Annotated in this window: 30 protein-coding genes and 1 pseudogene; 12 read left to right on the top strand and 19 right to left on the bottom strand. The window is 37.1% G+C overall.

The window, feature by feature from the left end:
- Positions 1–228 precede the first annotated feature (228 nt).
- Positions 229–426, bottom strand: coding sequence for a hypothetical protein (locus BAZO_RS03350; protein ID WP_003329858.1), 198 nt, complete (start codon positions 424–426; stop codon positions 229–231).
- Between the two features lie 209 nt (positions 427–635).
- Here BAZO_RS03350 and BAZO_RS03345 point away from each other — a divergent pair, with 209 nt between their 5' ends.
- Genes BAZO_RS03345 through BAZO_RS03335 form a run of 3 tightly spaced genes read left to right on the top strand, consistent with a single transcriptional unit; the run spans position 636 to position 3225 of the window.
- Positions 636–1391 carry a DUF2087 domain-containing protein gene (locus BAZO_RS03345; protein WP_003329857.1) on the top strand — a complete coding sequence of 252 codons (756 nt, stop codon included), beginning with the start codon at positions 636–638 and terminating at the stop codon, positions 1389–1391.
- A gap of 28 nt (positions 1392–1419) precedes the next feature.
- Positions 1420–1782: a GIY-YIG nuclease family protein gene (locus BAZO_RS03340; RefSeq protein ID WP_035196008.1), complete on the top strand. Its 363-nt coding sequence runs from the start codon at positions 1420–1422 to the stop codon at positions 1780–1782.
- A 42-nt stretch (positions 1783–1824) separates the two neighbouring features.
- Positions 1825–3225, top strand: a complete 1401-nt coding sequence (locus BAZO_RS03335) for an MATE family efflux transporter (protein WP_003329854.1) — start codon at positions 1825–1827, stop codon at positions 3223–3225.
- A 230-nt stretch (positions 3226–3455) separates the two neighbouring features.
- On the opposite strand, the gene BAZO_RS03330 is transcribed toward BAZO_RS03335, so the two are convergent.
- Positions 3456–4013, bottom strand: a complete 558-nt coding sequence (locus tag BAZO_RS03330; protein ID WP_003329853.1) for a DJ-1/PfpI family protein — start codon at positions 4011–4013, stop codon at positions 3456–3458.
- A 196-nt stretch (positions 4014–4209) separates the two neighbouring features.
- The gene (locus BAZO_RS22865) at positions 4210–4422 is read right to left on the bottom strand and encodes a ribosome small subunit-dependent GTPase A (RefSeq protein WP_003329852.1); all 213 of its coding nucleotides are present in this window, start codon (positions 4420–4422) and stop codon (positions 4210–4212) included.
- A gap of 446 nt (positions 4423–4868) precedes the next feature.
- Here BAZO_RS22865 and BAZO_RS03320 point away from each other — a divergent pair, with 446 nt between their 5' ends.
- Entirely contained in the window at positions 4869–5129 is a 261-nt protein-coding gene (locus tag BAZO_RS03320) for a hypothetical protein (RefSeq protein WP_039956963.1), read from the top strand.
- 61 nt (positions 5130–5190) lie between these two features.
- On the opposite strand, the gene BAZO_RS03315 is transcribed toward BAZO_RS03320, so the two are convergent.
- Both BAZO_RS03315 and BAZO_RS03310 read right to left on the bottom strand, forming a co-directional pair.
- On the bottom strand, positions 5191–5613 hold the full coding sequence (locus BAZO_RS03315; RefSeq protein ID WP_003329850.1) for a VOC family protein: 423 nt from the start codon (positions 5611–5613) through the stop codon (positions 5191–5193).
- Positions 5614–5719: 106 nt separating this feature from the next.
- Positions 5720–6223 (bottom strand): DinB family protein, encoded by a 504-nt coding sequence (locus BAZO_RS03310; RefSeq protein WP_003329849.1) that lies wholly within the window; start codon positions 6221–6223, stop codon positions 5720–5722.
- Positions 6224–6336: 113 nt separating this feature from the next.
- Between BAZO_RS03310 and BAZO_RS03305 the strand changes: the two genes are divergently transcribed.
- The gene (locus BAZO_RS03305; protein ID WP_003329848.1) at positions 6337–7287 is read left to right on the top strand and encodes a helix-turn-helix transcriptional regulator; all 951 of its coding nucleotides are present in this window, start codon (positions 6337–6339) and stop codon (positions 7285–7287) included.
- A gap of 182 nt (positions 7288–7469) precedes the next feature.
- Here the strand turns inward: BAZO_RS03305 and BAZO_RS03300 are convergent, their stop codons facing one another.
- The 5 genes from BAZO_RS03300 to BAZO_RS03285 all read right to left on the bottom strand — a co-directional run bounded on the left by BAZO_RS03300 (position 7470) and on the right by BAZO_RS03285 (position 11898).
- Positions 7470–8714: an MFS transporter gene (locus tag BAZO_RS03300; RefSeq protein WP_003329847.1), complete on the bottom strand. Its 1245-nt coding sequence runs from the start codon at positions 8712–8714 to the stop codon at positions 7470–7472.
- Positions 8715–8780: 66 nt separating this feature from the next.
- Positions 8781–10244: an Msr family ABC-F type ribosomal protection protein gene (locus tag BAZO_RS03295; protein WP_003329846.1), complete on the bottom strand. Its 1464-nt coding sequence runs from the start codon at positions 10242–10244 to the stop codon at positions 8781–8783.
- A 293-nt stretch (positions 10245–10537) separates the two neighbouring features.
- Positions 10538–10582, bottom strand: a complete 45-nt coding sequence (locus tag BAZO_RS23365) for an erythromycin resistance leader peptide (protein WP_152551248.1) — start codon at positions 10580–10582, stop codon at positions 10538–10540.
- Positions 10583–10646: 64 nt separating this feature from the next.
- Entirely contained in the window at positions 10647–11096 is a 450-nt protein-coding gene (locus tag BAZO_RS03290) for a hypothetical protein (protein ID WP_003329845.1), read from the bottom strand.
- 226 nt (positions 11097–11322) lie between these two features.
- The gene (locus BAZO_RS03285; protein ID WP_003329843.1) at positions 11323–11898 is read right to left on the bottom strand and encodes a copper amine oxidase N-terminal domain-containing protein; all 576 of its coding nucleotides are present in this window, start codon (positions 11896–11898) and stop codon (positions 11323–11325) included.
- A gap of 454 nt (positions 11899–12352) precedes the next feature.
- Between BAZO_RS03285 and BAZO_RS03280 the strand changes: the two genes are divergently transcribed.
- Together BAZO_RS03280 and BAZO_RS03275 are read left to right on the top strand one after the other, a co-directional pair.
- The gene (locus BAZO_RS03280; RefSeq protein ID WP_003329842.1) at positions 12353–13195 is read left to right on the top strand and encodes a sialate O-acetylesterase; all 843 of its coding nucleotides are present in this window, start codon (positions 12353–12355) and stop codon (positions 13193–13195) included.
- Positions 13192–13731 (top strand): PadR family transcriptional regulator, encoded by a 540-nt coding sequence (locus BAZO_RS03275; protein WP_003329841.1) that lies wholly within the window; start codon positions 13192–13194, stop codon positions 13729–13731. The genes BAZO_RS03280 and BAZO_RS03275 overlap by 4 nt, the downstream gene beginning before the upstream one ends.
- On the opposite strand, the gene BAZO_RS03270 is transcribed toward BAZO_RS03275, so the two are convergent.
- Together BAZO_RS03270 and BAZO_RS03265 are read right to left on the bottom strand one after the other, a co-directional pair.
- Entirely contained in the window at positions 13721–13915 is a 195-nt protein-coding gene (locus BAZO_RS03270) for a hypothetical protein (RefSeq protein ID WP_003329840.1), read from the bottom strand. The genes BAZO_RS03275 and BAZO_RS03270 overlap by 11 nt on opposite strands.
- Positions 13916–14085: 170 nt before the next feature.
- Positions 14086–14334 (bottom strand): annotated as a pseudogene (locus BAZO_RS03265) (GyrI-like domain-containing protein); the annotation flags it as partial.
- A gap of 251 nt (positions 14335–14585) precedes the next feature.
- On the opposite strand from BAZO_RS03265, the gene BAZO_RS03260 reads away from it, so the two are divergent.
- On the top strand, positions 14586–15818 hold the full coding sequence (locus tag BAZO_RS03260; protein ID WP_003329838.1) for an RNA-guided endonuclease TnpB family protein: 1233 nt from the start codon (positions 14586–14588) through the stop codon (positions 15816–15818).
- A 220-nt stretch (positions 15819–16038) separates the two neighbouring features.
- On the opposite strand, the gene BAZO_RS03255 is transcribed toward BAZO_RS03260, so the two are convergent.
- Positions 16039–16488, bottom strand: a complete 450-nt coding sequence (locus BAZO_RS03255) for a YdeI/OmpD-associated family protein (protein ID WP_003329837.1) — start codon at positions 16486–16488, stop codon at positions 16039–16041.
- 225 nt (positions 16489–16713) lie between these two features.
- Here BAZO_RS03255 and BAZO_RS03250 point away from each other — a divergent pair, with 225 nt between their 5' ends.
- The 3 genes from BAZO_RS03250 to BAZO_RS03240 all read left to right on the top strand — a co-directional run bounded on the left by BAZO_RS03250 (position 16714) and on the right by BAZO_RS03240 (position 19838).
- Positions 16714–17583 (top strand): hypothetical protein, encoded by an 870-nt coding sequence (locus BAZO_RS03250; RefSeq protein WP_003329836.1) that lies wholly within the window; start codon positions 16714–16716, stop codon positions 17581–17583.
- A 124-nt stretch (positions 17584–17707) separates the two neighbouring features.
- Positions 17708–19168 carry a sensor histidine kinase gene (locus BAZO_RS03245; RefSeq protein ID WP_003329835.1) on the top strand — a complete coding sequence of 487 codons (1461 nt, stop codon included), beginning with the start codon at positions 17708–17710 and terminating at the stop codon, positions 19166–19168.
- The gene (locus BAZO_RS03240) at positions 19146–19838 is read left to right on the top strand and encodes a response regulator transcription factor (RefSeq protein WP_003329833.1); all 693 of its coding nucleotides are present in this window, start codon (positions 19146–19148) and stop codon (positions 19836–19838) included. The genes BAZO_RS03245 and BAZO_RS03240 overlap by 23 nt, the downstream gene beginning before the upstream one ends.
- Positions 19839–20093: 255 nt before the next feature.
- On the opposite strand, the gene BAZO_RS23360 is transcribed toward BAZO_RS03240, so the two are convergent.
- The 5 genes from BAZO_RS23360 to BAZO_RS03220 form a co-directional block, all read right to left on the bottom strand.
- A complete protein-coding gene (locus tag BAZO_RS23360) occupies positions 20094–20303 on the bottom strand; it encodes a hypothetical protein (protein ID WP_411844578.1) in 210 nt (69 codons plus the stop codon).
- Complete coding sequence (locus BAZO_RS23355; protein ID WP_411844577.1) at positions 20300–20722, bottom strand: DUF2306 domain-containing protein; 423 nt, start codon at positions 20720–20722, stop codon at positions 20300–20302. The genes BAZO_RS23360 and BAZO_RS23355 overlap by 4 nt, the downstream gene beginning before the upstream one ends.
- A 127-nt stretch (positions 20723–20849) precedes the next feature.
- Positions 20850–22565 (bottom strand): beta-N-acetylhexosaminidase, encoded by a 1716-nt coding sequence (gene nagZ / locus BAZO_RS03230; protein WP_003329832.1) that lies wholly within the window; start codon positions 22563–22565, stop codon positions 20850–20852.
- Positions 22566–22730: 165 nt separating this feature from the next.
- Entirely contained in the window at positions 22731–23054 is a 324-nt protein-coding gene (locus tag BAZO_RS03225) for an ArsR/SmtB family transcription factor (protein ID WP_003329831.1), read from the bottom strand.
- Positions 23055–23056: 2 nt separating this feature from the next.
- Entirely contained in the window at positions 23057–23458 is a 402-nt protein-coding gene (locus BAZO_RS03220) for an SRPBCC family protein (RefSeq protein ID WP_003329830.1), read from the bottom strand.
- Positions 23459–23776: 318 nt separating this feature from the next.
- On the opposite strand from BAZO_RS03220, the gene ppsA reads away from it, so the two are divergent.
- Entirely contained in the window at positions 23777–26374 is a 2598-nt protein-coding gene (gene ppsA, locus BAZO_RS03215; protein ID WP_003329829.1) for a phosphoenolpyruvate synthase, read from the top strand.
- 53 nt (positions 26375–26427) lie between these two features.
- On the opposite strand, the gene BAZO_RS03210 is transcribed toward ppsA, so the two are convergent.
- Positions 26428–26874: a Dps family protein gene (locus tag BAZO_RS03210; RefSeq protein ID WP_003329828.1), complete on the bottom strand. Its 447-nt coding sequence runs from the start codon at positions 26872–26874 to the stop codon at positions 26428–26430.
- Positions 26875–26878 lie beyond the last annotated feature (4 nt).

Below are 26878 nucleotides of genomic sequence, written 5' to 3'. Positions count from 1 at the left end.
TATAAGGGGGTCGATCAATGACACCTGTCGAATAAAAAGGGCCTTGGAAAAGTTTAAGATTGCATACTTTAGCGATAACGGAACTTTACACAAAGAAGGCGCAATTCTCGCTATAGAATTGCGCCTGATTATCTTTTGATTATCTCTTAATTCAATTCAGTACGGTCATCATACTATTTTTTCTCCTTTCGTGTGAACACTTACTTTCCAATACTTTTTCAATCCATTTTACCCTTTTATTTTTCCTGAATAACTACCTCCTACATATCCGTCGGGGTCTTCCCTAACGAAATCATTTCTCCATGGACGGTTAGCAGGTTCTGAAAAAATTTCCATCATATATGTTGATAATCTATGGGTTGTATTCCAGCCAACCCCCTTAACTTGATTATACCTTACAGTTTCGCCTGTACCACAATGGGACATAGTTCTCGACCCCGTGTCCCATAATTATATATTACCGCCATTAGATTAAACAATTTTATATATCGTTTATAAAAAAACAAACAATATCAAAAACCGTTTGTTTTTTTATTTGACAGTAAGTAAACTTTATATTATTATATTTTTTGTTAAACAAACAAATTTAACTTTTGTTTGAATCACTATAAACTTTGATTGGATGTGTTTGAAAAGTGGATATTTCGGAGAGTTTTTGGAACACCTCGTTAGAGGAACTTAAACGGGGGTATATTCAAGAGTCAGATTCATATATTTGCCTTTTATGTGGTGAGAAAATAGAAAATGGGATTATTTATCCCTATGACGGAATTTTCTATGAAGCGGAAAGGTATATGCGTATTCATATCGAAAGTACCCATCAATCCGTATTTGATTATTTAATCAATCTTGATAAGAAACTAACAGGGCTTACCGATCATCAGAATCAACTGCTTCGTCTCTTTTATCAAGGTAAAGGCGATAAGGAGGTTCAGGCTGAGATGGGCATTGGCAGTACCTCTACGATCAGGCATCATCGTTTTGCGTTAAAAGAGAGGGAACGCCAAGCAAAGATCTTTTTAACATTAATGGAGCTATTAAAAGAAAAAGATCAGTATGCACCGGCATTTGTCCCACCACATAAAACAGCGAAAATGATCGATGATCGCTATGCTGTTACGGAAGCGGAACAAAGAGAAATCATTAAAAAGTTTTTACCTGAAGGAATTAATGGGCGATTAACGCAATTCCCTCCGAAAGAAAAACAAAGATTAATTATCATTCGAGAAATCAAAGGAAAATTCGAAAAAGATAGAATCTATACAGAAAAAGAAATTAATCAGATTTTAGAAGATATACATGAAGATTATGCATTGATTCGAAGATATTTAATCGAATATGGCTTTATAGAAAGAAAGTCAGATGGAAGTCAATACTGGTTAAAAAAATAATGCATGAAAGTGAGTGTTAACAATGGGAATGGATCGAAAAAAAGAATTAAAACAGATTTATAAGGAAATGCCGATCGAAGGCGGTGTTTATCAAATTAAAAATAATCAAAATGGAAAAGTTTTTATCGGAAGTACTAGAAATTTTAAAACATTAAACGGGCTAAAATTCAGTTTAGAGGCAGGCACTGCCTCACCTACGAACAAAGAGCTGCAAGAAGACTGGAGTTATTATGGTGCGGATATATTCAGCATCGACATATTAGAAACACTTAAAAAGAAAGACGATCCTTATTTTAATGAAAAAGAAGCCTTGGTGGAACTTGAGGATAAATGGTTGGAACAACTTCAACCGTATGAAGAAAGTGGATACAACAAGAAGAAAAAAGTCTGAAAATGGGTATGCAAAAAATCTTAAGATACAGGTGAACAAAATATGACATCAACCCAAGAGATACAAAAAGGGAATGGTAACTTTCAAGGAATGGGGAACCAACCACTGTGGCGTTCCATGTTCTTGTTTCTTATCCCCTTAATTCTCAGTAATGCCCTGCAATCGATTGGCCAATTGGCAGGCAGCATCATTGTCGGTCGGTGGCTAGGCGTCGAAGCCTTAGCAGCCATTTCTGCCTTTTTTCCATTGTTTTTTCTACTTATTTCATTCACCATTGGAATCGGCTCGGGGAGTTCCATTCTGATTGGACAAGCTTATGGTTCACATAATGAGGAGCGATTAAAGCAAATCGTGGGAACCACTTTAACGACGACCTTTATCCTAAGTGTGGTCATGGCGGTGATAGGTGGAATTTTCACGTTTGATATCCTTCGCCTGATCGGAACACCGGAAAATATTATTGGCATGACCGTTCATTATGCACGAATCTTATTTTGGTCGATGCCGATACTTTTTCTATACATTGCCTATACTACATTTATGCGCGGAACAGGGGACTCCAAAACCCCCTTTTATTTGCTTCTTATCAGTACAACGCTAAATGTAGGTTTGCTACCTTTTCTCATCTTTGGATGGTTTGACCTGCCGGAATTAGGAGTTTACGGGTCAGCATACGCTTCCGTGATATCGACAGTCCTGACTTTCGTCATTATGCTCTTTTACCTAAAAAAAATAAACCATCCCTTACAATTCGATGCATCGGTTTGGAGGCATCTTCGCATTAACTTGGAACTGTTGATATTATTGTTGCGGTTGGGGATTCCGTCCAGCGTCAACATGATACTTGTATCCCTTGCGGAAATTGCGGTCATAAGCCTTGTGAATCGTTTTGGATCCGATGCAACCGCTGCTTACGGTGCTGTAAACCAAGTAGTAAGTTACGTATCCATGCCTGCAATGAGCATAGGAATTGCCGTTTCTATTTTTGCTGCACAGGCTATTGGCAGGAACCAGCAGGAGAGGCTTGGGCAAGTGATCCGAGTTGGCTTATTACTCAACTATTTAATCGGTGGTGTATTAATTGTCCTCGTCTATGTATTTTCACAGGATATTTTATCTTGGTTCCTTACGAGTAAGCATACCCTGTCTATAGCCCACAGTTTGCTTATGATTACACTATGGAGCTATTTGATTTTTGGGCATGGAATGATAATTGGTGCGATCATGCGGGCAAGTGGAACCGTTTTGTGGCCAACCGTGTTCAGCATCCTTTCGATTTGGTGTGTAGAAGTACCTGTGGCTTACTTCCTTTCCAATTTCAGCAGCCTTGGGATAAAAGGAATCTGGGTCGGCTATCCTGCCGCTTTTTTCGTCAGTCTTGGTTTACAATATGCGTATTATCGCTGGTCATGGAAAAGAAAACAGATTGAGCGGCTAATCTAAAGGGAAGTACCCTTTCATACAAGGGATCAAACCACATAGCCGAATGTGTTTTAGTCATTAAATAAATGGCGTATCCGTGGATATAAAATAACCACAGATACGCCATTTTTTATAGCTTTTAGATTATCCTTTGGAATATTGATAGTCGGTTCTATATGCTTTTGATTGAATTCTTCATAAAAGCCTACCAAAACCTCTAAAACAGATTCGTCTCCAAAGCCGTTTAAATTTTAGTTGATTTGATAATCCATTTGGATACGAATTTTTTCTTTTGCATCATGACCTGCTAGTTTTTCACAAAGATAAAGACCTAAATCAATGGATGAACTTACACCTCTTGCTGTGATGACATCCCCTTCATCTACAATTCGATCATTCACCACTGTACAATATTTTTTTAGATTTTCAAAGGCACTTGGGTGGGTTGTAGCTGATTTCCCTTGTAAGAAACCAGCTGAACCATATAACAAAGAACCTGTGCATACAGAAGCCTTTATTTTACAAGGTTTTGAAGTTTTTAACCATTCAATAAATGCACTATCATCAACTAATCTTCTTGTACCAAATCCACCTGGAACTATAACCATGTCGTATGTTTCAAGAGATTCATTTACTTTAGTTGGAGTAAAAATTAGTCCAGTACCATCAACAACCCATTCAGTAAACGAACAAATTTCCCATTCCAACTCTGGAATAAAATTCATTGTTTTTAATCTTGTAACAGCGTCGTATACTCCTATAAAATCTAATGCAGTTAAATCCTCAAAAATAATGAATGCTACTTTCAATTTTAGTCTCCTTCCGTTTCCCTAATCATCCTTTCAAATATTTCTAGGATTTCATCTTCTTTTTTTTTCTGTTTTGTTCTTTGATGAATTTCCTAGCATTTTTCATGCCACCCATACTACTAAACATGTCATTTATCTTTTCTTTTTCAATCATTTTAGAATTTAGGCCGTTATACTTAGTTTCCCTATTTAGTTTTCAATAGCTTTCCAGCCTTTCAACTGATAAAGTACCATCTTTAATTGCTTTTTGCACCGAACAGCTTGGCTCATCTTTGTGAGTACAGTCGTTAAATTTACAACTATAAGCAAGTTCTTCAATATCTGCAAAGGATTTCGTTAAATCCGCACTAATAATCCCAAGCTCCCTCATGCCCGGAGTGTCTATAACAACACCTAAATTCGGCAGCATGATCAGTTCATGTCTTGTAGAGTTCTTTTACACTATGGTGAAATTTCCCTGATATCTCAGCCGCAATCTCACCATTTTCCGTAATAACCTTACATAGATTTTTAGATTGTGATGAAACTCAACCAATAAAGAGATTGTTATATATTTTAGACTCCTGTATAAATTCTTCAGTAAGTCCCAAATCGATCATATCAATATTATTCAACTTCATTTCCTCCTAAAGTTTAGATCATAATCTTTGGGAGGTTTTATGCATGGAATTATTTTGCACATACCTCCCCATTTGTTACAATCTCAATACTTTGGTTGCTAAACATAAAAATAACATCTCCTTTCCATTCCTTATAAGTCTCACTATATCATAATCCATTTGATACCCATATTACACAAGAAATCGTTCATAAAGCTGTAAAGGCATTAACAATTAAAAAGAAAGAAGGTAAAAAATGATGAATGGTGAAACTATTTTTGGATTAGCGGGAATGGGATTTATTATTTTAATTCTTGCACTTGCCGTACTGTTTATAGTACCAATTGCAAAAACAGCGACAAAAAGCCAAAATGAGGAAGTCTTTCGAAAACAAGCTGCTGATGCAATTGAAGCCCAGAAAGCAACCACACTGCTAAATGAGAAGCTAGCAACCGAAATGACAGAAATAAAGGAACGACTCATATCGATTGAACGAATTTTGAAGGAAGTAGAATGAACGTGATTTAGCTTAGATTTTTGAATTAATGGATTTTTTATACTTTTTAACTACGTAATATCTAGTCCTTTATCTCCCAAGCGGGGTTCCAGGCTATTTCCCACAAATGGCCATCCGGATCCTGGAAGTGACCGGAATATCCTCCCCAAAAAGTGTCATGTGCTGGATCCGTTATTGTTGCGCCTGCTTTTTTGGCCTGTTCCATTACCTTGTCCACTTCTTCTTTATTGTTTACATTGTGACCAATTGTAAATTCAGTAGGGCTTGCTGAAGTCTGTGTAACCTTTGCCTCATAGGCAATATCTTCTCGTTTCCAAATAGCTAGTTTCAAACCTGCTTGTAGGTCAAAAAAGGCAACTGCTCCATGCTCAAATTCTTTACCTACAATACCTTCTGTTGGAAATCCCAAACCATCACGATAGAATTCCAATGCTTTTTCCAAATCATCTACACCTAATGTGATTACTGTGATGCTTGGTCGCATAAATATTGATGCCCCCCTAATTTTCCTTAAATGAAATTGTTATTACGTAAATGACAAGAATTCCCTTGAACATATGAACTGTTCAAGGATGTTTAGTACAAAATTATTAAAGCGGCGGATTTTCCACACCTAAATAAATCCAATCCTCTTTTGGCGGCCCGTAAACCCCAAATGGTTTAATTCCTGCTTGACGCATAAGGACTGTAACCTGCCCGCGATGGTGAACGGTGTGCTTGATTAACCCCATTATAATAGAAGCATTTGTTTCTTGTCTGCCAAAGGCATCTTGGATTTGTGAAAGTGTTTCATCTGTCCATTGTTCCTCGATAACTTTAGCTGCTTTGGCACTTACATTTCTATATGTTTCTGCAATCTCTTTTGCGGTAGCCGGAACACTTTCGGCATTTTCAACCATATCAATTTTCAATCCGAAATTAGCTAAATATTCAGGAATACATGTTGTTAAATGCCACGCAATCCTTCCCAAAGTACGTCCTTCCGGATAAACCTTTTGATTTAATGAATCATCTGTCAATCCATCTAGTACGTTTTGAGTTAATAAAGCTTCCTTATTCCATTCATTAATAAAGTCTGAAATTGTTGCATACATATCGAATTCCTCCCATAATCTAGTCTGAATCACATTTTCTTATTCTTTATCTAATTGCTATTATATATTATGATGGTGACAACAGATGTCACTGTTATTTTTTGGAGGTAGAAATGTCTAAAGCAAAAAGATTAAACGAAATGATAATGATGGTTAATCGAAGAAAAAGATTTACTGTTAGGGAATTAGCACAAGAATTTGAGGTTTCAAAAAGAACCATTTTGAGAGATTTACAAGAATTAAGTGAGATGGGTGTACCATTGTATTCTGAGGCAGGGCCTCATGGTGGTTATCAAGTCCTAAATGAAAGAATTCTCCCTCCAATTGCATTTAGTGAAGATGAAGCCATCGCTATATTTTTTGCAATGCATGCCTTAAGACACTACATTTCCCTACCATTTGATATAGAGTTTGAATCCATAAAAAAGAAATTCTATCTAAATCTTTCAGGTGATACAAGAGATGCAATTGACAGAATGAAAGACCGAGTTGATTTTGTATCAGCTCTCCAACAGGAAGAAATCCCTTTTTTAAAACAATTATTAGAAGCATCAATAGAACAAGAGGTAATCATAATAAACTATGAAAAAAACGGTAAAATCACCAAGAGAAGTATTCAACCAATTGGGATCTATGCAACTGAAGGAAAGTGGTATTGTCCATCTTATTGTTTTTATAGGAAGGATTATCGTGTCTTCAGATGTGATCGTATAACATCCGTAGAGCTTGATGAGAATAATCGTCCTATTGATTTTGATTTGTCAAAGTTTCATTTGAAAAACCGTTTTAGCCTAATTAATAAAAATAAAGATACATACCAATTAAATGTCGAACTAACTAAAAAGGGTGTAGAAATGTATAAACCAACAAAATGGCTAAATGTTGAATTGACTAAAAGAGATGATGGATTTGGATTTTTGAAAGGCGATATCTCAAAAGATGATATTAACTTTTTTTCTAATCATTTTATTAGCTATGGTGAAGAGGCTATCATTAAAGGTCCAACTGAATTAATTGATTGCATGAAAGAAAAGTTAAATAAAATCCTAAACCAGTACAGCTGATTAAAATTCAAATTATGAATAAAAGTGAGTGGCCATCAAATTAAAAGAATCCTTGTCGGAACTATTGGAAGGAACAACTTCAACCCTGTAAAGATAGGGGATACAACAAAAGAATAAACGTTGATTTTATTTTTGGGGGCTACGTAAAGAACGAGGGACACCTGCCCCTCGTTTTCAACAATTTAGGATTCTTCCAATACGTGTTTTCCCGCTTCAAGTAAAACCTTATTCCGGCCTAGAAAAATTGCTAGTATGATAATGAATACGCCCGTTCCCAATAGCAGCCATTCGATTTTGATATAATCTGCAATTGGACCAAATATAAGCATTCCAAGCGGCATCATCGAGGTTGAGATCATTCCCATCACCCCAAAAACCCTACCCAAATAATCTTCCTCTACCTTTTCCTGTAATAGGACGTTGGCTGGAGTATTGAAAATTGGCATAGCAACACCGAACAAAGCCATGAAGACTAAATAAATCCAAAAAACCGGAACAATCCCCAGTGCAATTGTACAGACTCCCATAATAACACTTGCGAATCCCAATGTTTTAATTTTATTTTGGAAGCCACCCCAAGAAGCGATGATACCTCCACCAGCCATCATACCAATTGAAAAGGCAATTTCGATAGCTGTTAGTCGCCACACATCACCACCAAAACTACGTGTAACCTGCAGTGGTGTCAAAAATGCCGCAGGAACCATCAAAACAAAGAAGACTGCAAAAAACAGGAAAAATTGCTTTAGAAAACGATGGTTATTTATATATTGTAATCCTTGTTTAAAATCATTAAGGTAACTTGTTGTTTGTTTTTCCGCGGCTTTCTCATGTATAGAGATTTTTACAAAGGCAAGTAGGGTGACGATTGCCATCGCTGCCGTAATGACATCAATAAAAAATATGATTTCAATCGAAGTCATTGTAAGTAGGGCTGCACTAACCATTGGAGCTACAAACATGATAACAGCTTGAATACTTCCGTTCGCTCCATTCACCTTTGTCAATTTATCCTTTGGTACAATTTGCGGTAAAATAGCCCCAACAGCCGGCATTTGGATGCCTGTACCAAAAGCACGAACGGCCGCCATTACAAAAAGTAACCAAATTGCATCAAATCCCAATAAAAAGAGAATAGCAAGGATTAAAGTTGCCATTGCGATAAGTCCATCCGCTAAAATAATCAGCGTTTTCCGATTGTAGCGATCTGCCCAAACCCCTGCAACTGGAGATAAAAGAAAAGTCGGAATGAAACCGCAAATAATATACAACGTCATCATCACTCCAGATTCCGTTGTAAGTGTTATATACCACATCATCGCATATTGAACCAAGGAAGATCCGAAAAGGGAAATCGTCTGGCTGCTTAAAAAGAGAATAATATTCTTTAACCAATTCTTCTTTTGATTGTTAATTACTGTGTTCATTGACTAACAACTCATTTCTATAATTTTTTTAACACAGGGCCAGAGTTCCCGCCCCCGCGTCCCACGTTATGCTTCATGCACTATTTTTTGCTCTTCTATTACGTATATACAATCAGCTACTCTATTAATAAAAGTTTTATCATGTGATACAAGGAGAATGGTTCCATCATACCCTTTTAAAAATCGTTCCAATGCTTCTATACAGAAAACATCTAAAAAGTTTGTCGGTTCATCCAAGATCAACACATTATATCTCCCTAAAAACAGCTGACACAATACAAGACGAATGGCCTCTCCGCCACTTAAATTCCGAACGTTCTTGTTTAAGTCATTTCCTGTAAAACCCATCGAATGAAGAACTGATCGAATCTTACTTTCGCTAAAGTCGCTTCTATCCTTCATAAAGTCTAGTACCGTTTCATCTTTAGTAAATTGATAAGCCATCTGTTCATACGCCCCGATTACTGCTTTTGGAGAAATCGTTATCCCTTCACCCCGCTGTAATATATGATGAAGTAACGTTGTTTTACCTGAACCATTCTTTCCAGTAATGGCGATTGTCTTACCCAATGGAAACTGGAAGCTCGCTTCTTTGAGAAGTACCTTATTCCCAGCTTTTATCGTTAAACAATCCGCCATAATCGGAAATTTATTGTGTAATTGAAGAGCAGACGGCTGGTGAAAATGAATGATTTGCTCCTCTTTTGGGGCTTCCACCTCTTCAAGCTTTTCTACTCTCTGTTCCATCGCTTTTGCTGCTCGTTGGACTGACTTTTGACTTGTATCCTTTGATTTCGTCATAAACATTCTATTGGCTTTTGCTTTTGTTTCTTTTTTGGACATACGTCCATTTGCCTGCGTAATTTTTTCAGCCTTCTTCATTTTTTCTTCTGCGGCTTTCATCAGTCGTGATTTCTCTTTGACATAGTGATCATGCTGCTCCTGTTGCTGTCTTTTCTGAAGCTCTTTTTGTGCTACATAATCAGAATAGTTCCCTGTATATTCCGTTACAGTTCCATCATCCACTTCCCATATCTTTGTTACAAGTTTATCCAATACATACCGGTCGTGACTTACTATGACTAAGGCACCATAATAGTAGTTCAATTCCTCGATAAAAAATTGTATACCCTCCGCATCAAGATGGGTGGTTGGCTCATCAATTAATAATCCTTCATGATAGTTTGAGAATATTTGAGCTAACTTTAGCCTTGTCTGTTCCCCACCGCTAAACTTTTCAATCTCCGTTTCTGGAATAGACAGTTTCCCTTTTAGCTCGTAATTTACTTCCTTTATCTCAGGAATAGCTTGTTGATCAAAATAGGCAAAATCTATAAAACGTTTCACTCGCCCTTTTTCTGGCTTAATTTGACCATCCATCAGTTTTAATAAGGTACTCTTACCAGCACCATTTTTCCCGACAATACCGATTCGGTCGAACTGGTGTACAGCGAGTCGTGGAATGTTTAATACCACTCTATCTAAAAATGAAAGTTCAATATTTTCCAATTCAATGCATACATTTCCCATTGCTCTTCCGTCCCCTTTCAAAATAAAAAATCACAAGCATCTGCCTGTGATTTGAGAGTAAAGGGAAGAGACCCGTCCTTATTTTAGAGGCTATTAAAAGCCGTTGTCAGAAGCCGTCCGCAAATAAACCTACCTTACAGGGTAAGCAAAGAAAGGGTTATTTGACAAAAATAAAGAAAGGCAGAACAATCCACCTTTCTAATCTTTCCATATATGAAATGAAGATTATTAAAAAAGGACAGACTTATCCCGTTTACTCTGTCAACACAAACAGAGCCTTTGAACGTATTCAATTACTTGTTCAAAGTTGGGAAACGTAGTCTCATTGAGTGTGTCATTTTTTAATAATCCTCCTTAACCTATAAAATTCAATTTTAATTTTATACTGTCCTTTGGTAAAAGTCAAAGGTTGCCCTCCCGATTGCCGGACAATGGGTCAGAGTTCCCGACCCTCCGTCCCAGTCTATATGATTTTATTTCCTTTACCTTTCCAGACCTTGCAGTATTGCTAAACATATATACATCGCAGAAATCAATTTTTGTACCATTTGCTAATGAAATCACACCATTTATTGAAGCGAATTTCCCGTGAGTTATCACTTGGTAAATTTCAAGGCAGTCAATGATGTTTTTATTTTCATCCTGCAAAATAGTAATTAATGAACATTGACCTTCTATTTTTTTATTATCTTTTAATTGATACCATATAATAGATTCATCTGCATATTCCTTAATGATTTCATTTTGCTGTTTTAATATAGCTACTGTAAAATCAATAACTATTTGTTTCCTTGGAGCATTGTCACATCCTTTTGGAATGATAAGCTTCATTTCATTTGGGGAACTGTTCACTTAATTCAACCTCCTGAAAGAACCAATTATATTAGGTATATTTTACTTGAAAGAATGATGATATATTGCACCAATTTTAATTGTTCTTCAATAATCTGCCCTTTAACTGAAAAGGCACAATTCTAATTCAAGAATTGCGCCGATTGTTGAATAGTAGAATATGTAATAGAACTGCAAATAACCCCTAAATTTTTTACGAAAGTACTCCGTTAGTTCTTATACTTGACTATTTATCAAGGAAATCATCAAATACTTCTGAATTTAAAAGTGGTACCTCTATTCCATCAAAAGCATTACCAATAGGTACTGATAATCTTTCCTCCTCATCCCCATTTATTGGAGTAGCGGCAGGAGATGGAATGACTATCTCGCCATCATAACTTATGGATACCAAAGACTTTGCTGATTTCCATACAACTTGACAACCAAGAGCTTCACTAACAAACCGTAAAGGAACGAGAGTACGTCCATTTACTGATTTTGCTGGTACATCTAAACCCTTCTTTACTCCGTTTATGGTTGCTTGTTTGTGGTTTAGTGGTAAATTGATCATTAAGTCTCCTTTTGTAGCTTTAACAGTAGCTGTTTGTGTTACCCACTGAACATCTGCACCCATCACCTCAAAGATTGTTCGCATTGGAACTAGTACTCTTCCATTCTCATTTATTGGTGGTTGATCAAAGTAGAGAGTTTGTCCATTGATTTTGACGTTAATTGATGTTGCTGCATAAACGTTTTGATGGGGGAATAAGCAAGTTATTAATAACGCTACTGTCATAATAATTATGCTTATAAGCTTCAAGTAAAATTCCTCCTTGTTATTAATTTAATATGGATAATTTTCCTTTATTTCATAATATATATCAATAGGTATTTTCCTATTAGGTTACTCAATTAAATGGCCCTATAGCTAAAGAAGGCACAATTCTTTTTCAAGAATTGCGCCCGATTGTGGAATATGATAATTGAATTATTGCACCTGTACTTTGATGTATTTTAATTCATAAATCCCTATTTTTAATAGCCTTCTTCCTCATACTTATTATAATCAATAAAGTAATTATCTTTATTTTATAAGAGAAGTTCAACCTTGTTATTCCTACTCAATATTTTCTTTCAGTAGTTATTAGAACGATGACAGTTCTATATTAGTTCGTTATTAAAAATTTACCAGATACATCGAGTTGACGATAGTCTAATTAGACTCTATAATATTGAAGTCTAATTAGACTATTGTGTAAAGGAATGAAAATTAAATGATAAAATCTTTTTTAATGCTAGGGCAATCAAATATGGCAGGTCGTGGATTCCTGCATGAGGTAGAACCTATCTATAATGAAAAAATAAAAATGCTTCGCAACGGTCAGTGGCAAATGATGACAGAGCCAATTAATTATGACCGCCCAGTTGCTGGTGTAAGTCTAGCAGCATCTTTTGCAGAGGCATGGTCGAAAGCCCAGCCAGATGAAGAAATTGGTTTGATTCCTTGTGCGGAAGGTGGCAGTTCCTTGAACGATTGGCATCCGCAGGGTACTCTTTTTCAACATGCTTTGTCTGAAGCAAGGTTTGCTCTTGAAACTAGTGAAATTTGTGGCATACTTTGGCATCAAGGTGAAAGTGATAGCAATAATTCTCTACATGAAACGTATTATGAAAAATTATCTTTTATCATTGAGACTTTACGAAAAGAATTAAACCTTCAAAATGTCCCATTAATCATTGGTGAGCTTGGGGATTTTCTTGGAAAATCCGGTTTCGGAAAGTACTCAACAGAATTCCAAGAAATCAATGAACAATTACGTCAATTCGCTCATGAGCAGCAAAATTGTTATTTTGTATCAGCAGAAGGTTTAACTGCCAATCCGGATGGTATTCATTTTAACGCCATTTCCCAACGAAAATTCGGTTATCGCTACTTCGAAGCATTTTCAAAAAAGTGTCATATCTTAGGGTCTCTTGCGGATGAAGTTCAATCACTAAAAATAAACAATAACTATTCGAAAACTGAACTAATTTATATTCACAGTATGAATTTGGCTCTTGGTAAAATCACATACGCTGAATTTGAAGTACAAATGGCAAAGGTGATGCAGCCTTGATTCCTTTACTTATCCTTGGCTTACTTATTCAAAACCCTGGCGCTCATGGATACGAACTATTAAGTTTAATGGAAAAACGACATTATAAATATATCGTGAATTTCACTAAAGGATCGTTTTATTACAATTTGCAACAACTTGAAGAAAAAGGCTTGATTGAACAAACGTATCAAACCCGTCCAAACAATGATCGTGAAATTCACACTTTTAAAATCACGTCTTTGGGAATGGAAGAATTCGATAAATTAATGGCCAAATATGGGACTAAATCCGAGTATGTAAACTTACAATTCTATGGCACATTACTCTTTGCAGACGAATTCGATAAAAATAAGTTATTGGAATTAATCCAATCACAAATCGATCAAACTAAAGCTAGAATTGCTCATCTCGATGAATACCTAGCTAACACTAAAGAATTACCTGGTAAAGTTGATTATTTTCATCGCATGAACGAAAATTCTCGTTCTCACCATTTAGTGAACTTAAAATGGTTTAAAGAATTGAAAGCAGACATAAAAGAAACTACTGTGTAAATAAAAATAAAAATCCCGTATCAATATTGATTAGTAAAATTGCTTCGGGATTTTTAATGGAATCTTTTGTAGTACACCCACTTATTGTAGTTATGTTTTGGCTAACTACTCCTGCAATAACATCAGAAAATGAAAGTGGTAGGGTAACATTTAAAACTAGCACTATACTTAATAGCATTTTCACAATATAGTCTTCCGCAATCTGGCCCTATAATGAAAAATGAGCGCTTTCCTGTTAAAGGATGGCGCCCGATTGCGGATGATGATCAGTTGTTAAATTAATGCCCCATTACTTCAATTGGCATCTGATAAATTAACATTTTATGGGGTCTTTATACTAATAATATACCATGTTTATTTAACAGGAACCCAGATTTCAGATTGGGCATACGGACCCACAACTTCAAATACGACCCATTTTGCCGCCGGTACATCGAATGTGGAGAAATTATCCGGTAAATTCCCTTTACCTTCTACGGCAATCCAGTATTTCAGTTCATTTCTTTCGTTACTATAATCCACCGCCATACCAATTAAACCGGTGATTTCACCGGAATTCAATGCCAGCAATTTATCAATCGTTCCATCCTGACCGACTTGTCCCCAAAGTTTCGGATCATAATAAAGGTCTGGTAGTTCAGGTGTAAATGTTTATAGTATCCCTGTATTAGTCGACCATTCGATTAAAGTTATTTACATTATTTGATAACTAGCGCCCGCACACTTGTGAATTCAGTCGTGAGTTAGGGCGCTTTTTTTTCAGTTTTTTATATTAAAATAAAGAACGAACGTTTGTGTTTATGGTAAATATTTGGTAAAATTAAGATATCAAATTGAGATCGGTGGTGAGTGGAATGGCTGGAAAACGAAAAACAATAAAACAACGAAATGAAGAATTGGCAAAAGAAAACAAGAAAATCCGTAATTATGGATTAAAGTTCCGTGCCTTTTCCACACCGAAACAACATGAACAAATTATTCAAACGATTGGTTGTGCACGTTTTACGTTTAACTTTTTCTTAGGTGAACGACAGGAAGTGTATCATGAAACCAAAGAAACTTTGAGAAGTGGTGAATTTAAACAATCGTTCAATGCTTTAAAAGACCACCCTATGTTTAATTGGTTGAAAAAAGTGGATAAATTCGCATTGGAATGTGCATTAGAACAAGTAGACGATGCTTTTGACCGATTTTTCAAAGGTCAAAATAGGTATCCAAAATTCAGATCAAAACACAAATCTAAACAAAGTTATTCAACAAAAGAAACGAATGGTAATATTGCGTTAGACTTTGAAAAAGAGCAGATTAAACTACCTAAATTAGGTTGGGTAAACGTTAAATTGTCAAAGAAACAACGTCGATTATTTAAGGAACAAGGGTTTAACGGTAAAATCAAAGGGGCAACAGTTACCGTGCATAGTAGTGGTCAAACGCATATTTCTTTAAAAATTGAAGAAGTCGTCCCTATAGAAAACGATATCGATTGGTCTTTGGTTTCAGCAGAAAATATCATGGGTTGCGATTTAGGTTTAACCCATTTTTTAATCGATTCAAATGGTAATAAAATTGAAAATCCACGCTATTTGAAACAATACTTAAAAAAGTTGGCTACCTTGCAACGTCAATTAAAAAATAAAAAGAAAGGTTCTTCTAATTATAAAAAACTGCAACATAACGTAGCCAAGTTACACTTAAAAATCAGCAATTTACGTAAAGACTTTTTGCATAAACAATCTCGAAAACTCGTAAACGAAAACCAAGTTATCGTGTTAGAAGATTTAAATGTAAAAGGTCTTATTAAAAACAAAAAATTAGCTCGTAGTATCGCTGATGTAAGTTGGTCTACTTTTGTAACATTCGTTTCTTACAAAGCAATTTGGGACAATAAAAAAGTCGTGTTAATTAACCGCTTTTTTGCTTCTTCGAAACAATGTAATGGGTGTAAAGAGAAACACACGCTATTATCTCTTTCTGACCGTATATGGGTTTGTCCAAGTTGCGGGGCAGAACATGATCGCGACCGTAATGCGGCCAATAACATAAAAGAAGAAGGTATTCGTATATTACGAACACCTGTTGCTTCATAGATATTCCTTTTTTCTTCCCGTAGGAACTGCGGGGTGTGCCTGCCAGTGTTAAAAGCATTGGGCAATAAATTAAGCAGTTTATTGTTGGAGAGAGTGTAAGACGTTCGTTATGGGATGCAGTTCTCTGTGAAGCAGGAATCTTAAGGCTAGTTTTAGAATGTCGGGTCCTTTCAACCCGTAGGGTTGTTAGAAACTCGCGACTTTAGTCGTGAGAGGTTCATTACTGAGTTCGACCTTCTTTTAATGTAACTACTGCTTTGTCAATCCGACGCTGGCGAGTCTCGGATGTCTTAGCTCCCTCAATTGAAAGGACAAATCTTCGTTTATTGCTATAGGATAACCCTTCAAAAAAGTGCTTTGCTTCACTTTCGTGCTCAAGTGCTTCTAAGAAATCGGAAGGCACGGTAAGCTCACGAGGCTCGGTGTCTAGTTCAATGTCCACATCCACTTCGTCACCTGCTGTGACACCGGCTCCTTTACGATGCTCAGCACTGAGCGGGATCATGAACTTCCCACCCATTGATCCTACAGTGCTATGGTAGGTGTATTCTCCTATAGTAACGCGTACTGCCGGTTTCTTGCTTGCTCCGAGGCCAGCTACTACATCCTCCGATACTGGAATACCTGTTGCGTTTTTTTTGCTTAGTTGAATAATTGCTCGAAACCTCATAAAAAAATCCTCCCTCTTATTATCAGTTTTTATTGTTACCATTTTATCTTTAAAACACTCTTTTAAAATTGGGTCAGAGTTCCCGACCCTTCGTCCCACACTTTTATGAGTTTTTATACTTTTTTTAGAATTGGTTTAGAGGCGCTTTAGACATGGAAGATATGATGGATAACAGAAAGCTTAGGCAAAACTAGCTTTTCAAAAAAATAAATGTTGGAGGTAGCTATGAAAAAGAAATGGTTGACTGCAGGAGCAGGGTTAGGAATCGGAGCGGTACTGTTTATGGCCAGCGGTATTTCCGCAATGGAAGATACATCCGGATACGACGCCTACAAAACTGCGTTACAAAATACGAAAGCTAAAACAAGCATGACGGTAAATGTTGACTTGACGGTCATGGATAATGGTAAAAAACTTGTTGAAGGAACAGCTGACTTAAAAGTAAATAAGAATCAGAGAGCAGGGAGTGTTGCTGCAACAATTGGCGACACTACCGAAACGCGCTCAATCAATGTGTTTCGCCAAGAAGGAAAGGTTGTTTTTAAAAACAGTGAAGATGATGTTTATAAGGTTAAGGAGTTAAACAACCCCAAATGGCAACATCATGGAGATCCGCAAGGCCCACCAAAAGCCGTGGAGCAAGTATTCGGGGCATTGTTTGGGAATATTAAAGAACTTTCGACCATTGAAAATAAAGCCAATTACAGCAAGCACGTTGAACTGCACCTTTCCGGAGACCAGGTTCCAGCCGTAGTCAATGCCGTAGGAACGATGGCCGTATCCAAGATTGGCAATCACCCCAACAGCGAAAATACGCCTGACTGGATGGCAAACATGCCCAAACTAACAGATAAAATTAAGGTTGATAAAATTGATTTGGAGGCTGAAATCAGCCCAAATAATGTTCTGGAAGAGCAGTCGGCTAAAATAAAGATTATCGGAACAGATGACTCCGGTAAAAAACACGATCTCACAATTAACATTGATATAGATTACACCGACTTTAATAAAACAGTTCCGGAAACGGTTGACTTAACAGACAAGAAAATCGAAGAAATCAAAAAAGATGGCATAACACGCCGCTGGCGTCACTAAGATAAAAGGCGGCCAAGCAACGACTAACTTGGTCGTTTTGTCATATGCACATAAAATTGTATAATGACTTATTCAGCAGGATCAATGTTGTTTGAGAAAAAAACGGTTCTAAGGGGATTTGATTATGACCATCAAAACAAGACTACTGCTTTCCTATATCGCAATGACCTTTATACCCATCGTCTTGTTTGCCTTAATTGCCACAACACTGGTTTCATCCCTTTATAAAGATGTCGGGGCTGGAAAAGGAATGCCACTCTTTTGGGAGGCGTCCAACCAACGCCGTGATCTGATTGCCGGCGTGAAATTCATGGCACAAACAGCCCCCGACCGATTTACTGATCATGATTTTTTGAAAAAAACCGACGAACAATTGAATCGTTTGCAGACGGGCCTAGTTGTCATGAAAAATAATAATCAGGTTACTTTTTCTTCACCTTTTGTGGAGAGCCTAAAACTTAACCAGCCCATTTCGAAGATACAAACGAACCAAACCCAAAATCGCTGGGGATGGGACCGTTTTTCAGTGGAAAAATATCATACCCAATTCAGTGATGGTACCGTTGGAACGGTTTATTTGGTTTCCGATCTAACACCCTTTTTCAACGAGGCAAAAAAGTTTTTTCCATTGCTCTTTTTATCGCTGTTATTGGTGATTGGGCTGACAAATGGAATCCTTACCTTTTTAGTTTCCCGGAGCTTTATCAAACCTTTGTACATGTTAAAAAATGCCGCGAACCAATTTAAAGGAGGAAACCTGGATCATGAGGTAAAGTTGAAACGAAAAGACGAAATTGGTGAGTTGGGAGCAGCGTTTGAGGAAATGCGAATTCGGCTGAAGAAGTCCATTCATCTGCAGCTACAATATGAAGAAAATCGCAAAGAACTCATCTCCAACATTTCACATGACCTGAAGACGCCAATTACTGGAATAAAGGCGTGTGTTCAGGGTATTCAAGAAGGCATTGCGGATTCTAAGGAAAAACAGGAAAAATATATGAATATGATTGCAAAAAAAACAGAAGATATGGACGTTTTGATTGATGAATTGATGCTGTATTCTAAGCTGGATTTAAAGCGCCTGCCGTTCCATTTGGAACCGTTGGACATTCATGCATACTTACGAAATTATGTTGATGAACTGCGCATTGACCCACGGATGGGAAATACATGTCTTACATTTTCTGCCGCCAATCATAGTCCGATTCTTGTAATGGCTGACCGTGAAAAGCTAAGCAGGGTGCTGTTGAATATTATCGGCAACAGCCTAAAATATAATGATAAACCATATAAAGACATTCGGTTGGAATTGTTACAAAACAACGAAAAAGCGATGGTACACATTAAGGATAACGGTCCAGGCATTGATAACGAGTCTCTAATTCATATTTTTGACCGCTTTTACCGTGCCGACCCATCAAGAAACACAGAAACAGGAGGATCTGGCCTCGGGCTCGCAATTGTCAAACAAATTATTGAAGGACAAGGTGGAACAGTTTGGGCGGAAAGTCAATTAGGAGAAGGGACCAGTATTTATTTTACATTAATGAGGGTGAACACGATTGAAACGAATTCTAATCATTGAGGATGACCAGGTCATTGCAGAAGTGGAAAAGGATTATTTAGAAGCGAGCGGCTTTATTGTGGAAATTGCCACAAGCGGTGATATTGGTCTTAGAAAGGCACTTGGAGAGGATTTTGATTTACTTATTCTCGACCTCATGCTCCCGAATACGGACGGATTTGAAATCTGTAAACAGGTTAGACAGGCAAAAAACATACCAATCTTAATGATATCAGCCAAAAAGGAAGAAATCGATAAAATCCGTGGTCTTGGACTTGGTGCAGATGATTATATGACTAAACCTTTCAGTGTAGGTGAGTTGGTTGCCCGAGTCAAAGCCCATCTTTCCCGTTACGACCGATTGATGTCCCATAACGAAATGAGCCAGAAAGACGAAATCCGCATCCGGGGCATTCATATCGATAAGTTATCTAGAAAGGTGTTCGTGAATGAAAAGGAAATTACATTTACTTCTAAAGAGTACGACTTGCTCTTGTTTTTGGTGATACATCCAAATAGAGTGTTCTCCAAAGACGAGTTATTCGAAAAAATCTGGGGTTTGGATTCCATGGGTGACAATGCGACAGTAACCGTATTTATTGGTAAACTGCGTGAAAAAATAGAACCAGACCCGTCGAAACCGCAATACATTGAAACCATTTGGGGTGTCGGGTACCGGTTCAATGTTTAAGATTAAAGAGAGTAAAGACTGAACTGCCTTTACTCCCTTATTTCACACAAAATCACGTGTCAATCCTATATTCCCTCAAGTTTTATCTGCTGATTTTTTTGCCCCAATAGTCTCTGCTATAGGATCGTTACAACCTCTTTCTTTATGAAATTACAAATCTGAAAAGCTATATTTTACAGATCATAAAGTCGAAATAAAGAATTCACAATTTCTTAACAACAAACAATTGTCAATAACCCAAAAGTATCTTATATTTCAACTATCTTGCTTAAGTATCTTCCACTCAATTATGATGAAATTTGCAATTAAACCAACCCATATATTTACATTTAACACATTTTCCACCATTGCCTCCCTGCCTTCTGGGAGCGTGAATCCGTTTAAAATAGAATAAATCAGAAGCAATACCGGTACCAAAAGACGCCCACTTACTGCTACTAATGTGATCCCAAAACTACGAATCATCCACTTGCGATGCTCGTCAATTTTTTTCTTGTAGCAGTCCGATACCCCATCCAGCATGTAAAAAGCCATAAAAGTGATAACACGAGGAAGGAAGTTGCCTTTGAAAAGTTTTCAACGTAAAAAGTATAAACTAAAGCAAGAATCCCGCTGATAATAACACTGCTTACATACACTCTACCAAGATATCGATGGACTCTAGGTGACTTCATTCGAATCGGATGTAGAAATTGAATGAAGCCTACTATTAGGGCAACACATGCCGTTACAATATGAGCAACTAATAAGGGAAATTGTATGGCCGCTGATGAAAAAGAAACACGGCTATTTGCGGGGTCCAATGTAAAATAGGGTACTACAAACGGGATAATGACTCCCAAAGAAACAATGACTAAAATCCACCAGCTATTTTTAGGATTCAATAATTTCACTCTCCAATTTTTTATTTGTTAATCTCTTCTAAAGTAATTTTAAAAGGTGTATCTAAATTGACTCTAAACGAAATCTAATAAACGTTTGAAGAAAAATGGAAAAAACACTCCTAAATGATTATTTTACATACTCATTTAGGAGTGTTGTGATGGATTGGTTAATACCTTCTATGTTAGCACTTCCAACTTTGGAATTATTAATCTCATATTTCCTTTTTAATGCAATAATTCGGGCAACACTTTCATTTATTCTTTGTTCAGGAATTTCCCCTTTCTGAACAGCGGATCTCAAAGAAGAAATTGTTTCAACTACATTGTTATAATGATGACCCACTAAAATAATATCACTGCCGGACTTAATGGATTCTACTACAGCACGCCCAATATCAAAATGATCTGTAACGGCCCTCATAGTCATATCATCTGTAATGATCACACCTTTGAAACCCAACTGGTTTCTAAGAACGTCTGTGATGACCGTTTTTGACATGGACGCAGGATTTTTTGGATCCAGTTGGGGTAACAAGATATGAGCGACCATGACAACATCTGCCCCATCATCAATCGCATGCTTAAACGGAATTAATTCGAATTCTTTTAGTTCCTTAAGACTTTTATTAACAATAGGGAGCTCCAGATGGGAATCGACCGATGTGTCGCCATGGCCGGGAAAATGTTTAATCGTTGCAATAATATTCTCGGACTGAATGCCTTTCATCGTTTGAATACCAAGTTTGCTTACCAATTTAGCGTTGTCTCCAAATGACCTATCTCCAATAACAGGGTTATTCGGGTTACTGTTGATATCGAGAACTGGAGCAAAATCCATATTCAAACCAAATGATTTTAACTCCTCCCCCAATATCGCTCCAACTTTATATGAAAACTGCCGGCTATTTACTACTCCAATCTGTTGATTTGGCGGTAGGTTAACAAGTCCGCTCGGCAACCTAGTGATCCGACCACCCTCTTCGTCAACACTTAATAGAAGCGGAAGATTGGGAGCATTCACAGATTTAATTTGATTTACAAGTTGAATGGCCTGCTCAGAGTTTACTAAATTATTTTTGTAAAAAATAATTCCCCCAACCTTATACTGAGTTATTAAATTTTGTGTATTTGCATCCACTGTGGTTCCAGAAATTCCTGCAAGGATCATCTGTCCTATTTTCTCATCCAGGGTCATTCCAGAAATTATTTCTGAAATGGATTTGGCCTTTTGTTGTTGGTCTAGCTTATTTTTAACTTTAGTATAGACAGAAATATGGTCCACCTTAGGGTTCGGCTCCCTTTCGGTTGATTTTGGTAAAATCCATGATAATTCGATTGCATTTGTTATATGATAGACAAGTATTATTTGGTCATGGGTCGCATCTTTATAAAACCGTACTTCATCAGGTTCACCACCAGCCTTTTTAATCTTATTTAAGGAGATTGTTTGCAGTTCGTAATCATAAGACCTGATATCATTCACTATATTACCCGCATAACCTATGACTGCTCGGTGATTCTCATATTCTTCATATCTGCCTTTAGTCGCTTCCGATATGTGATTTGATTTTCCCCATTCTTTATTCACTTCATTCCAATCAGTCCTACCAGAAATAAAGGAAATACGGGCAACTTTTCCTTCTTTTGATAAGGAAAAGGTCTCCCTTACTAATGCATCAACACTGGAAAACTGATTATTATTATTTGAATCTGTCTCTTCTACAATAGGCTCCTTGCCCCTGTTATATAATCCGACAGCATATATCGCAGCAAAAGTTGCTAAAAATAGAAATAGGATTATTAAAACTAACGGTTTCACCCGAGAAGACCTTTTTTTTGGCAATTCCCTCTTCTCCATTCCTTTGATATATTTGTATAACTACAAAAAGAAGCAGAACCTTTTAACATTCGAGGTCCCATTACTATTAATCTTGTCTGAAACATAAAATTTGAATATAAAATAAAAGAACCGAAAGCGTTAAATCACACAGACTCGGTCCTTCTATTACTAATGATTATTTTCCTCTATATATTCTTTAAGAGCCAACAGCTTTTTATCCCAATATTGTTCAAAGAAGGTGAGCCAATTTTTTAGTTCAACCAATGGTTCTGGATTAAGCGTATATCGGGTTTCACGCCCTACCTTTTGACTTCTGACAAGACCAGCATTTAAAAGAATATGCAGATGCTTATTCACAGCCGTACGGCTTATCGTATAGAATCCTACAATTTCAGTTATCGACATTTCCTTCTCAGCAAGTAATTTTAACAGACTACGACGTGTTGGGTCGGAAATTGCCTGAAAAATATCTTGCTTAGATTGGTCGACCATACCTATGCTCCAATATACTTTGGAAGCTGCTCTTTTACAATCTTTTCCCAACCTTCATTCATAATTTCACGAGTTTTTGAATTTTCTACACTCCAGCCGGAATGAATTAGGGTAAACTCTGTTTTTCCATCCTCTAATGACTTTAATTCAAAAGTAAGGTGCCATCCTTTATCCCAATCGAAGCCGACACGGTTTGGAGGATCCAGTTCAGTAACCTTACAAGGGGAGTCACCGTATGGACCTGCATGAAGGATAAAGTCCTTTCCCAAAACAGGCTCAAAAGTATTTGCCATCCACCATGCTGCAATACCTTCCGATGTTGAAACAGCTTTCCACACTTTTTCAATTGGTGCATCCACTACAATCGTTTTACGAATTTCAGGTAGTTTTTCTTGTTTATGCATAAATTTATACCTCCTATACCTTTTAACACCTTTAAGTGTCATGAGTAATTACAACACTTAAAGGTGTTATATAAAATGTATTTTCTAATTTAGTTATTCCGTTAAGTTGTGTTTATAATCCAGGGTGAATGAATTAATTCATATCAAAATAAAAAGACAGCAAGGGCTGTATGCTTCCTTACTGTCTCTTCAATCGTTCAATCACTACCTCTAGTTTAATTATAACATATATGAAATGGGCATTACAGACTATATATTCCCATTTACTACTGCTAAAATGCAATAGAACTTTAATAAGATTTCTTGGAGGGATATTGAATGAGCACGTTGGTTCTCAGTTTTCAGGAAATAGAAAAAACACAGCTTTTGCTCGTTGGTGGAAAAGGATTAAATTTAGGAGAGTTATCAAAAATTGAAGGAATACAAGTACCGGAAGGATTTTGTGTTACGACAGTAGGTTATCAAAAGGTCATTGAACATAACGATTCGTTTCAAGCATTGGTGGATCAACTAACACTGCTAAAAGTGGAGAATCGAGATCAAATTGGAGAAATCAGCAAGAAGATTCGACAAATTATTATGGAAGTTGAAATTCCTCCCGATGTTGTGGAAACAGTGACCCACTATTTATCCCTATTTGGCGATGAACATGCTTATGCAGTCCGTTCCAGTGCGACTGCTGAAGATTTACCACATGCCTCTTTTGCCGGTCAACAAGACACCTATTTAAATGTCATCGGCAAAGAACCAATCCTGCATCATATCAAAAAATGTTGGGCTTCCTTATTTACGGACCGTGCCGTGATTTACCGTATGCAAAATGGATTTGACCACAGTCAAGTGTATTTATCTGTTATCATTCAAAAGATGGTGTTCCCACAGGCTTCTGGGATTTTATTTACAGTTGATCCGATTACCTCTAACCGAAAGTTACTATCAATTGATGCCAGTTTTGGTCTTGGAGAAGCACTGGTCTCTGGTCTGGTATCTCCCGATTATTTTACAGTACAGGAAGATAAAATCGTCGATAAGAGGATAGCAACTAAAAAATTGGCTATTTACGGACGAAAAGAAGGTGGAACAGAGGCACAGGAGGTTAATCCTAATCAGCAAGAAGTTCAAACACTTACCGACCAACAAATTTTACAACTTGCACGCATCGGAAGGCAAATCGAAGCTTATTTTGGCTGCCCACAAGATATCGAATGGTGTTTAGTTGATGAAACATTTTATATTGTCCAGAGTCGGCCAATCACTACTTTATTCCCTATCCCTGAAGCGCATGATGAAGAAAATCACGTCTATGTATCTGTCGGTCACCAACAAATGATGACTGACCCGATAAAGCCACTTGGATTGTCATTTTTCTTATTAACAACTTTTGCACCGATGCGTAAAGCTGGAGGTCGATTGTTTGTTGATGTAACCAATCAATTGTCTTCACCCGAAAGTAGAGAGATGATATTAAATGCTTTGGGACAATCCGATCCGCTCATAAAAGACGCACTTCAGACCATAATAAAGCGGGGAAATTTTATAAAAACAGTTGAACTAAGTCCCAGTAATAACAATAAAGGTATGTCATTCCCGCGTTCACAAGCTCAAATTGAAACCAATCTAAAAATTGTTTCTAATCATATTAAGAGTAGTCAAACATCGATAGAAGAGTTAAAACAAAACATCCAAACGAAATCAGGACCGGATTTATTTGATTTTATTCTAGAAGATCTTCAGGAATTAAAGAAGTTTTTATTTGATCCAAGTATGGGTGTGATTATGAATGCTATGGATGCTTCAACATGGATCAATAAAAAAATGTATGAGTGGTTAGGTGAAAAAAACGTAGCAGATACACTTTCTCAATCCGTATCAAACAATATAACATCTGAAATGGGTCTAGACCTGTTGGATGTTGCAGATGTGATTCGTCCTTATCCGGGAGTCATTGATTATTTACAGCACGCAAAAGATGAAAACTTTTTCGACGAACTTCTTAAGTATGATGGCGGTCAGGTAACGAAAGACGCAATATCAGCTTATCTTAACAAATACGGAATGCGATGTGCTGGAGAAATCGATATTACTAGAACTAGATGGAGTGAAAAACCAACTACGATTATCCCCATGATTCTCAGTAACATCAATAACTTTAAGCCTAATGAGAGTAATCGGAAATTTGAGCAAGGGCAGCGTGTTGCTTTGAAAAAGGAACAAGAGTTATTAGATCGATTGAAACAATTACCCGATGGTGAACAAAAAGCCAAAGAAACAAAACGAATGATTGATCTAATCCGGAATTTCAGCGGTTATCGGGAATATCCAAAATACGGCATGGTTAATCGCTACTTCATTTATAAGCGGGCTTTATTGAAAGAAGCCGAACTACTAGTTCAAGCGGGAGTCATTCATGAAAAAGAAGATATATACTATCTCACTTTTGAAGAATTTCACGAAGTCGTATGCACAAATAAACTGGATTACCAAATCATCGGCAATCGAAAAGACGAGTACAAATTTTATGAAAAACTAACCCCACCACGTGTAATTACATCTGATGGTGAAATCATTTCAGGTGAGTACAAACGTGAAAATCTTCCTGCCGAAGCGATAGTAGGTCTTCCTGTTTCTTCCGGGGTTATCGAGGGGAGGGCACGTGTCATCTTAAACATGGAAGATGCTAATCTAGAAGATGGAGATATATTGATCACCACCTTTACCGACCCTAGCTGGACACCATTGTTTGTATCGATAAAAGGCCTTGTCACCGAAGTTGGCGGCCTAATGACCCATGGAGCAGTTATCGCACGTGAATATGGTTTACCAGCAGTTGTCGGGGTTGAAAATGCCACCAAACTGATAAAAGATGGGCAACGAATCCTTGTCAATGGAACAGAGGGGTATATCGAAATATTGTAACTTTCAAAATTAATGAAGCTATTTGTATCTGTTTACAAATAGCTTCATCTACCTTATTCTACACTTTTACCTAAGAATGCTTTAAGCATCCAGACATGCTTTTCAAGAGTGCCGTGAATAGCGAGCAGCATATCACCCGTAATCTCATCATTTTGTTCTTCAGCTAGTGCCATACCTTCTTTTAACTCACCAACAACCTTTGTAAAGTCATCCACCAATACTTGGACCATTTGTTCAGCTGACTCATTCCCAGTAGCCTCTTCGATTGATGACATTTCTAAGCAGCCTTTCATCGTTGCTACAGGCTGTCCGCCAATTGTTAATAAGCGTTCTGCTAGTTCGTCAATATGTAGGCTCGCTTCATTATAAAACTCTTCAAATTTAGTATGTAATGTGAAGAAGTGTCCCCCTTTTACATACCAATGATAATTATGAAGCTTTACATAAAGTACAGTCCAGTTTGCAATTTGCTTGTTTAAAACTTCTGTAAGTTGTCCCATCAAA

Origin of the sequence: Schinkia azotoformans LMG 9581 (genome assembly GCF_000307855.1) — a bacterium.
Lineage (GTDB): Bacteria > Bacillota > Bacilli > Bacillales > Bacillaceae_J > Schinkia > Schinkia azotoformans.
Note: the sequence above shows the minus strand (reverse complement) of the source record. Positions and strands in the feature narration are given on the sequence as shown.

Coding starts and splice junctions, on each gene's coding strand:
- BAZO_RS03350 (WP_003329858.1), bottom strand. CDS start 426: ATGTCCCATTGTGGTACAGGCGAAACTGTAAGGTATAATCAAGTTAAG.
- BAZO_RS03340 (WP_035196008.1), top strand. CDS start 1,420: ATGGATCGAAAAAAAGAATTAAAACAGATTTATAAGGAAATGCCGATC.
- BAZO_RS03335 (WP_003329854.1), top strand. CDS start 1,825: ATGACATCAACCCAAGAGATACAAAAAGGGAATGGTAACTTTCAAGGA.
- BAZO_RS22865 (WP_003329852.1), bottom strand. CDS start 4,422: ATGCTGCCGAATTTAGGTGTTGTTATAGACACTCCGGGCATGAGGGAG.
- BAZO_RS03320 (WP_039956963.1), top strand. CDS start 4,869: ATGATGAATGGTGAAACTATTTTTGGATTAGCGGGAATGGGATTTATT.
- BAZO_RS03315 (WP_003329850.1), bottom strand. CDS start 5,613: ATGCGACCAAGCATCACAGTAATCACATTAGGTGTAGATGATTTGGAA.
- BAZO_RS03310 (WP_003329849.1), bottom strand. CDS start 6,223: ATGTATGCAACAATTTCAGACTTTATTAATGAATGGAATAAGGAAGCT.
- BAZO_RS03305 (WP_003329848.1), top strand. CDS start 6,337: ATGTCTAAAGCAAAAAGATTAAACGAAATGATAATGATGGTTAATCGA.
- BAZO_RS03300 (WP_003329847.1), bottom strand. CDS start 8,714: ATGAACACAGTAATTAACAATCAAAAGAAGAATTGGTTAAAGAATATT.
- BAZO_RS03295 (WP_003329846.1), bottom strand. CDS start 10,244: ATGGGAAATGTATGCATTGAATTGGAAAATATTGAACTTTCATTTTTA.
- BAZO_RS03280 (WP_003329842.1), top strand. CDS start 12,353: ATGATAAAATCTTTTTTAATGCTAGGGCAATCAAATATGGCAGGTCGT.
- BAZO_RS03260 (WP_003329838.1), top strand. CDS start 14,586: ATGGCTGGAAAACGAAAAACAATAAAACAACGAAATGAAGAATTGGCA.
- BAZO_RS03255 (WP_003329837.1), bottom strand. CDS start 16,488: ATGAGGTTTCGAGCAATTATTCAACTAAGCAAAAAAAACGCAACAGGT.
- BAZO_RS03250 (WP_003329836.1), top strand. CDS start 16,714: ATGAAAAAGAAATGGTTGACTGCAGGAGCAGGGTTAGGAATCGGAGCG.
- BAZO_RS03245 (WP_003329835.1), top strand. CDS start 17,708: ATGACCATCAAAACAAGACTACTGCTTTCCTATATCGCAATGACCTTT.
- BAZO_RS23360 (WP_411844578.1), bottom strand. CDS start 20,303: ATGATTCGTAGTTTTGGGATCACATTAGTAGCAGTAAGTGGGCGTCTT.
- BAZO_RS03225 (WP_003329831.1), bottom strand. CDS start 23,054: ATGGTCGACCAATCTAAGCAAGATATTTTTCAGGCAATTTCCGACCCA.
- BAZO_RS03220 (WP_003329830.1), bottom strand. CDS start 23,458: ATGCATAAACAAGAAAAACTACCTGAAATTCGTAAAACGATTGTAGTG.
- ppsA (WP_003329829.1), top strand. CDS start 23,777: ATGAGCACGTTGGTTCTCAGTTTTCAGGAAATAGAAAAAACACAGCTT.
- BAZO_RS03210 (WP_003329828.1), bottom strand. CDS start 26,874: ATGGGACAACTTACAGAAGTTTTAAACAAGCAAATTGCAAACTGGACT.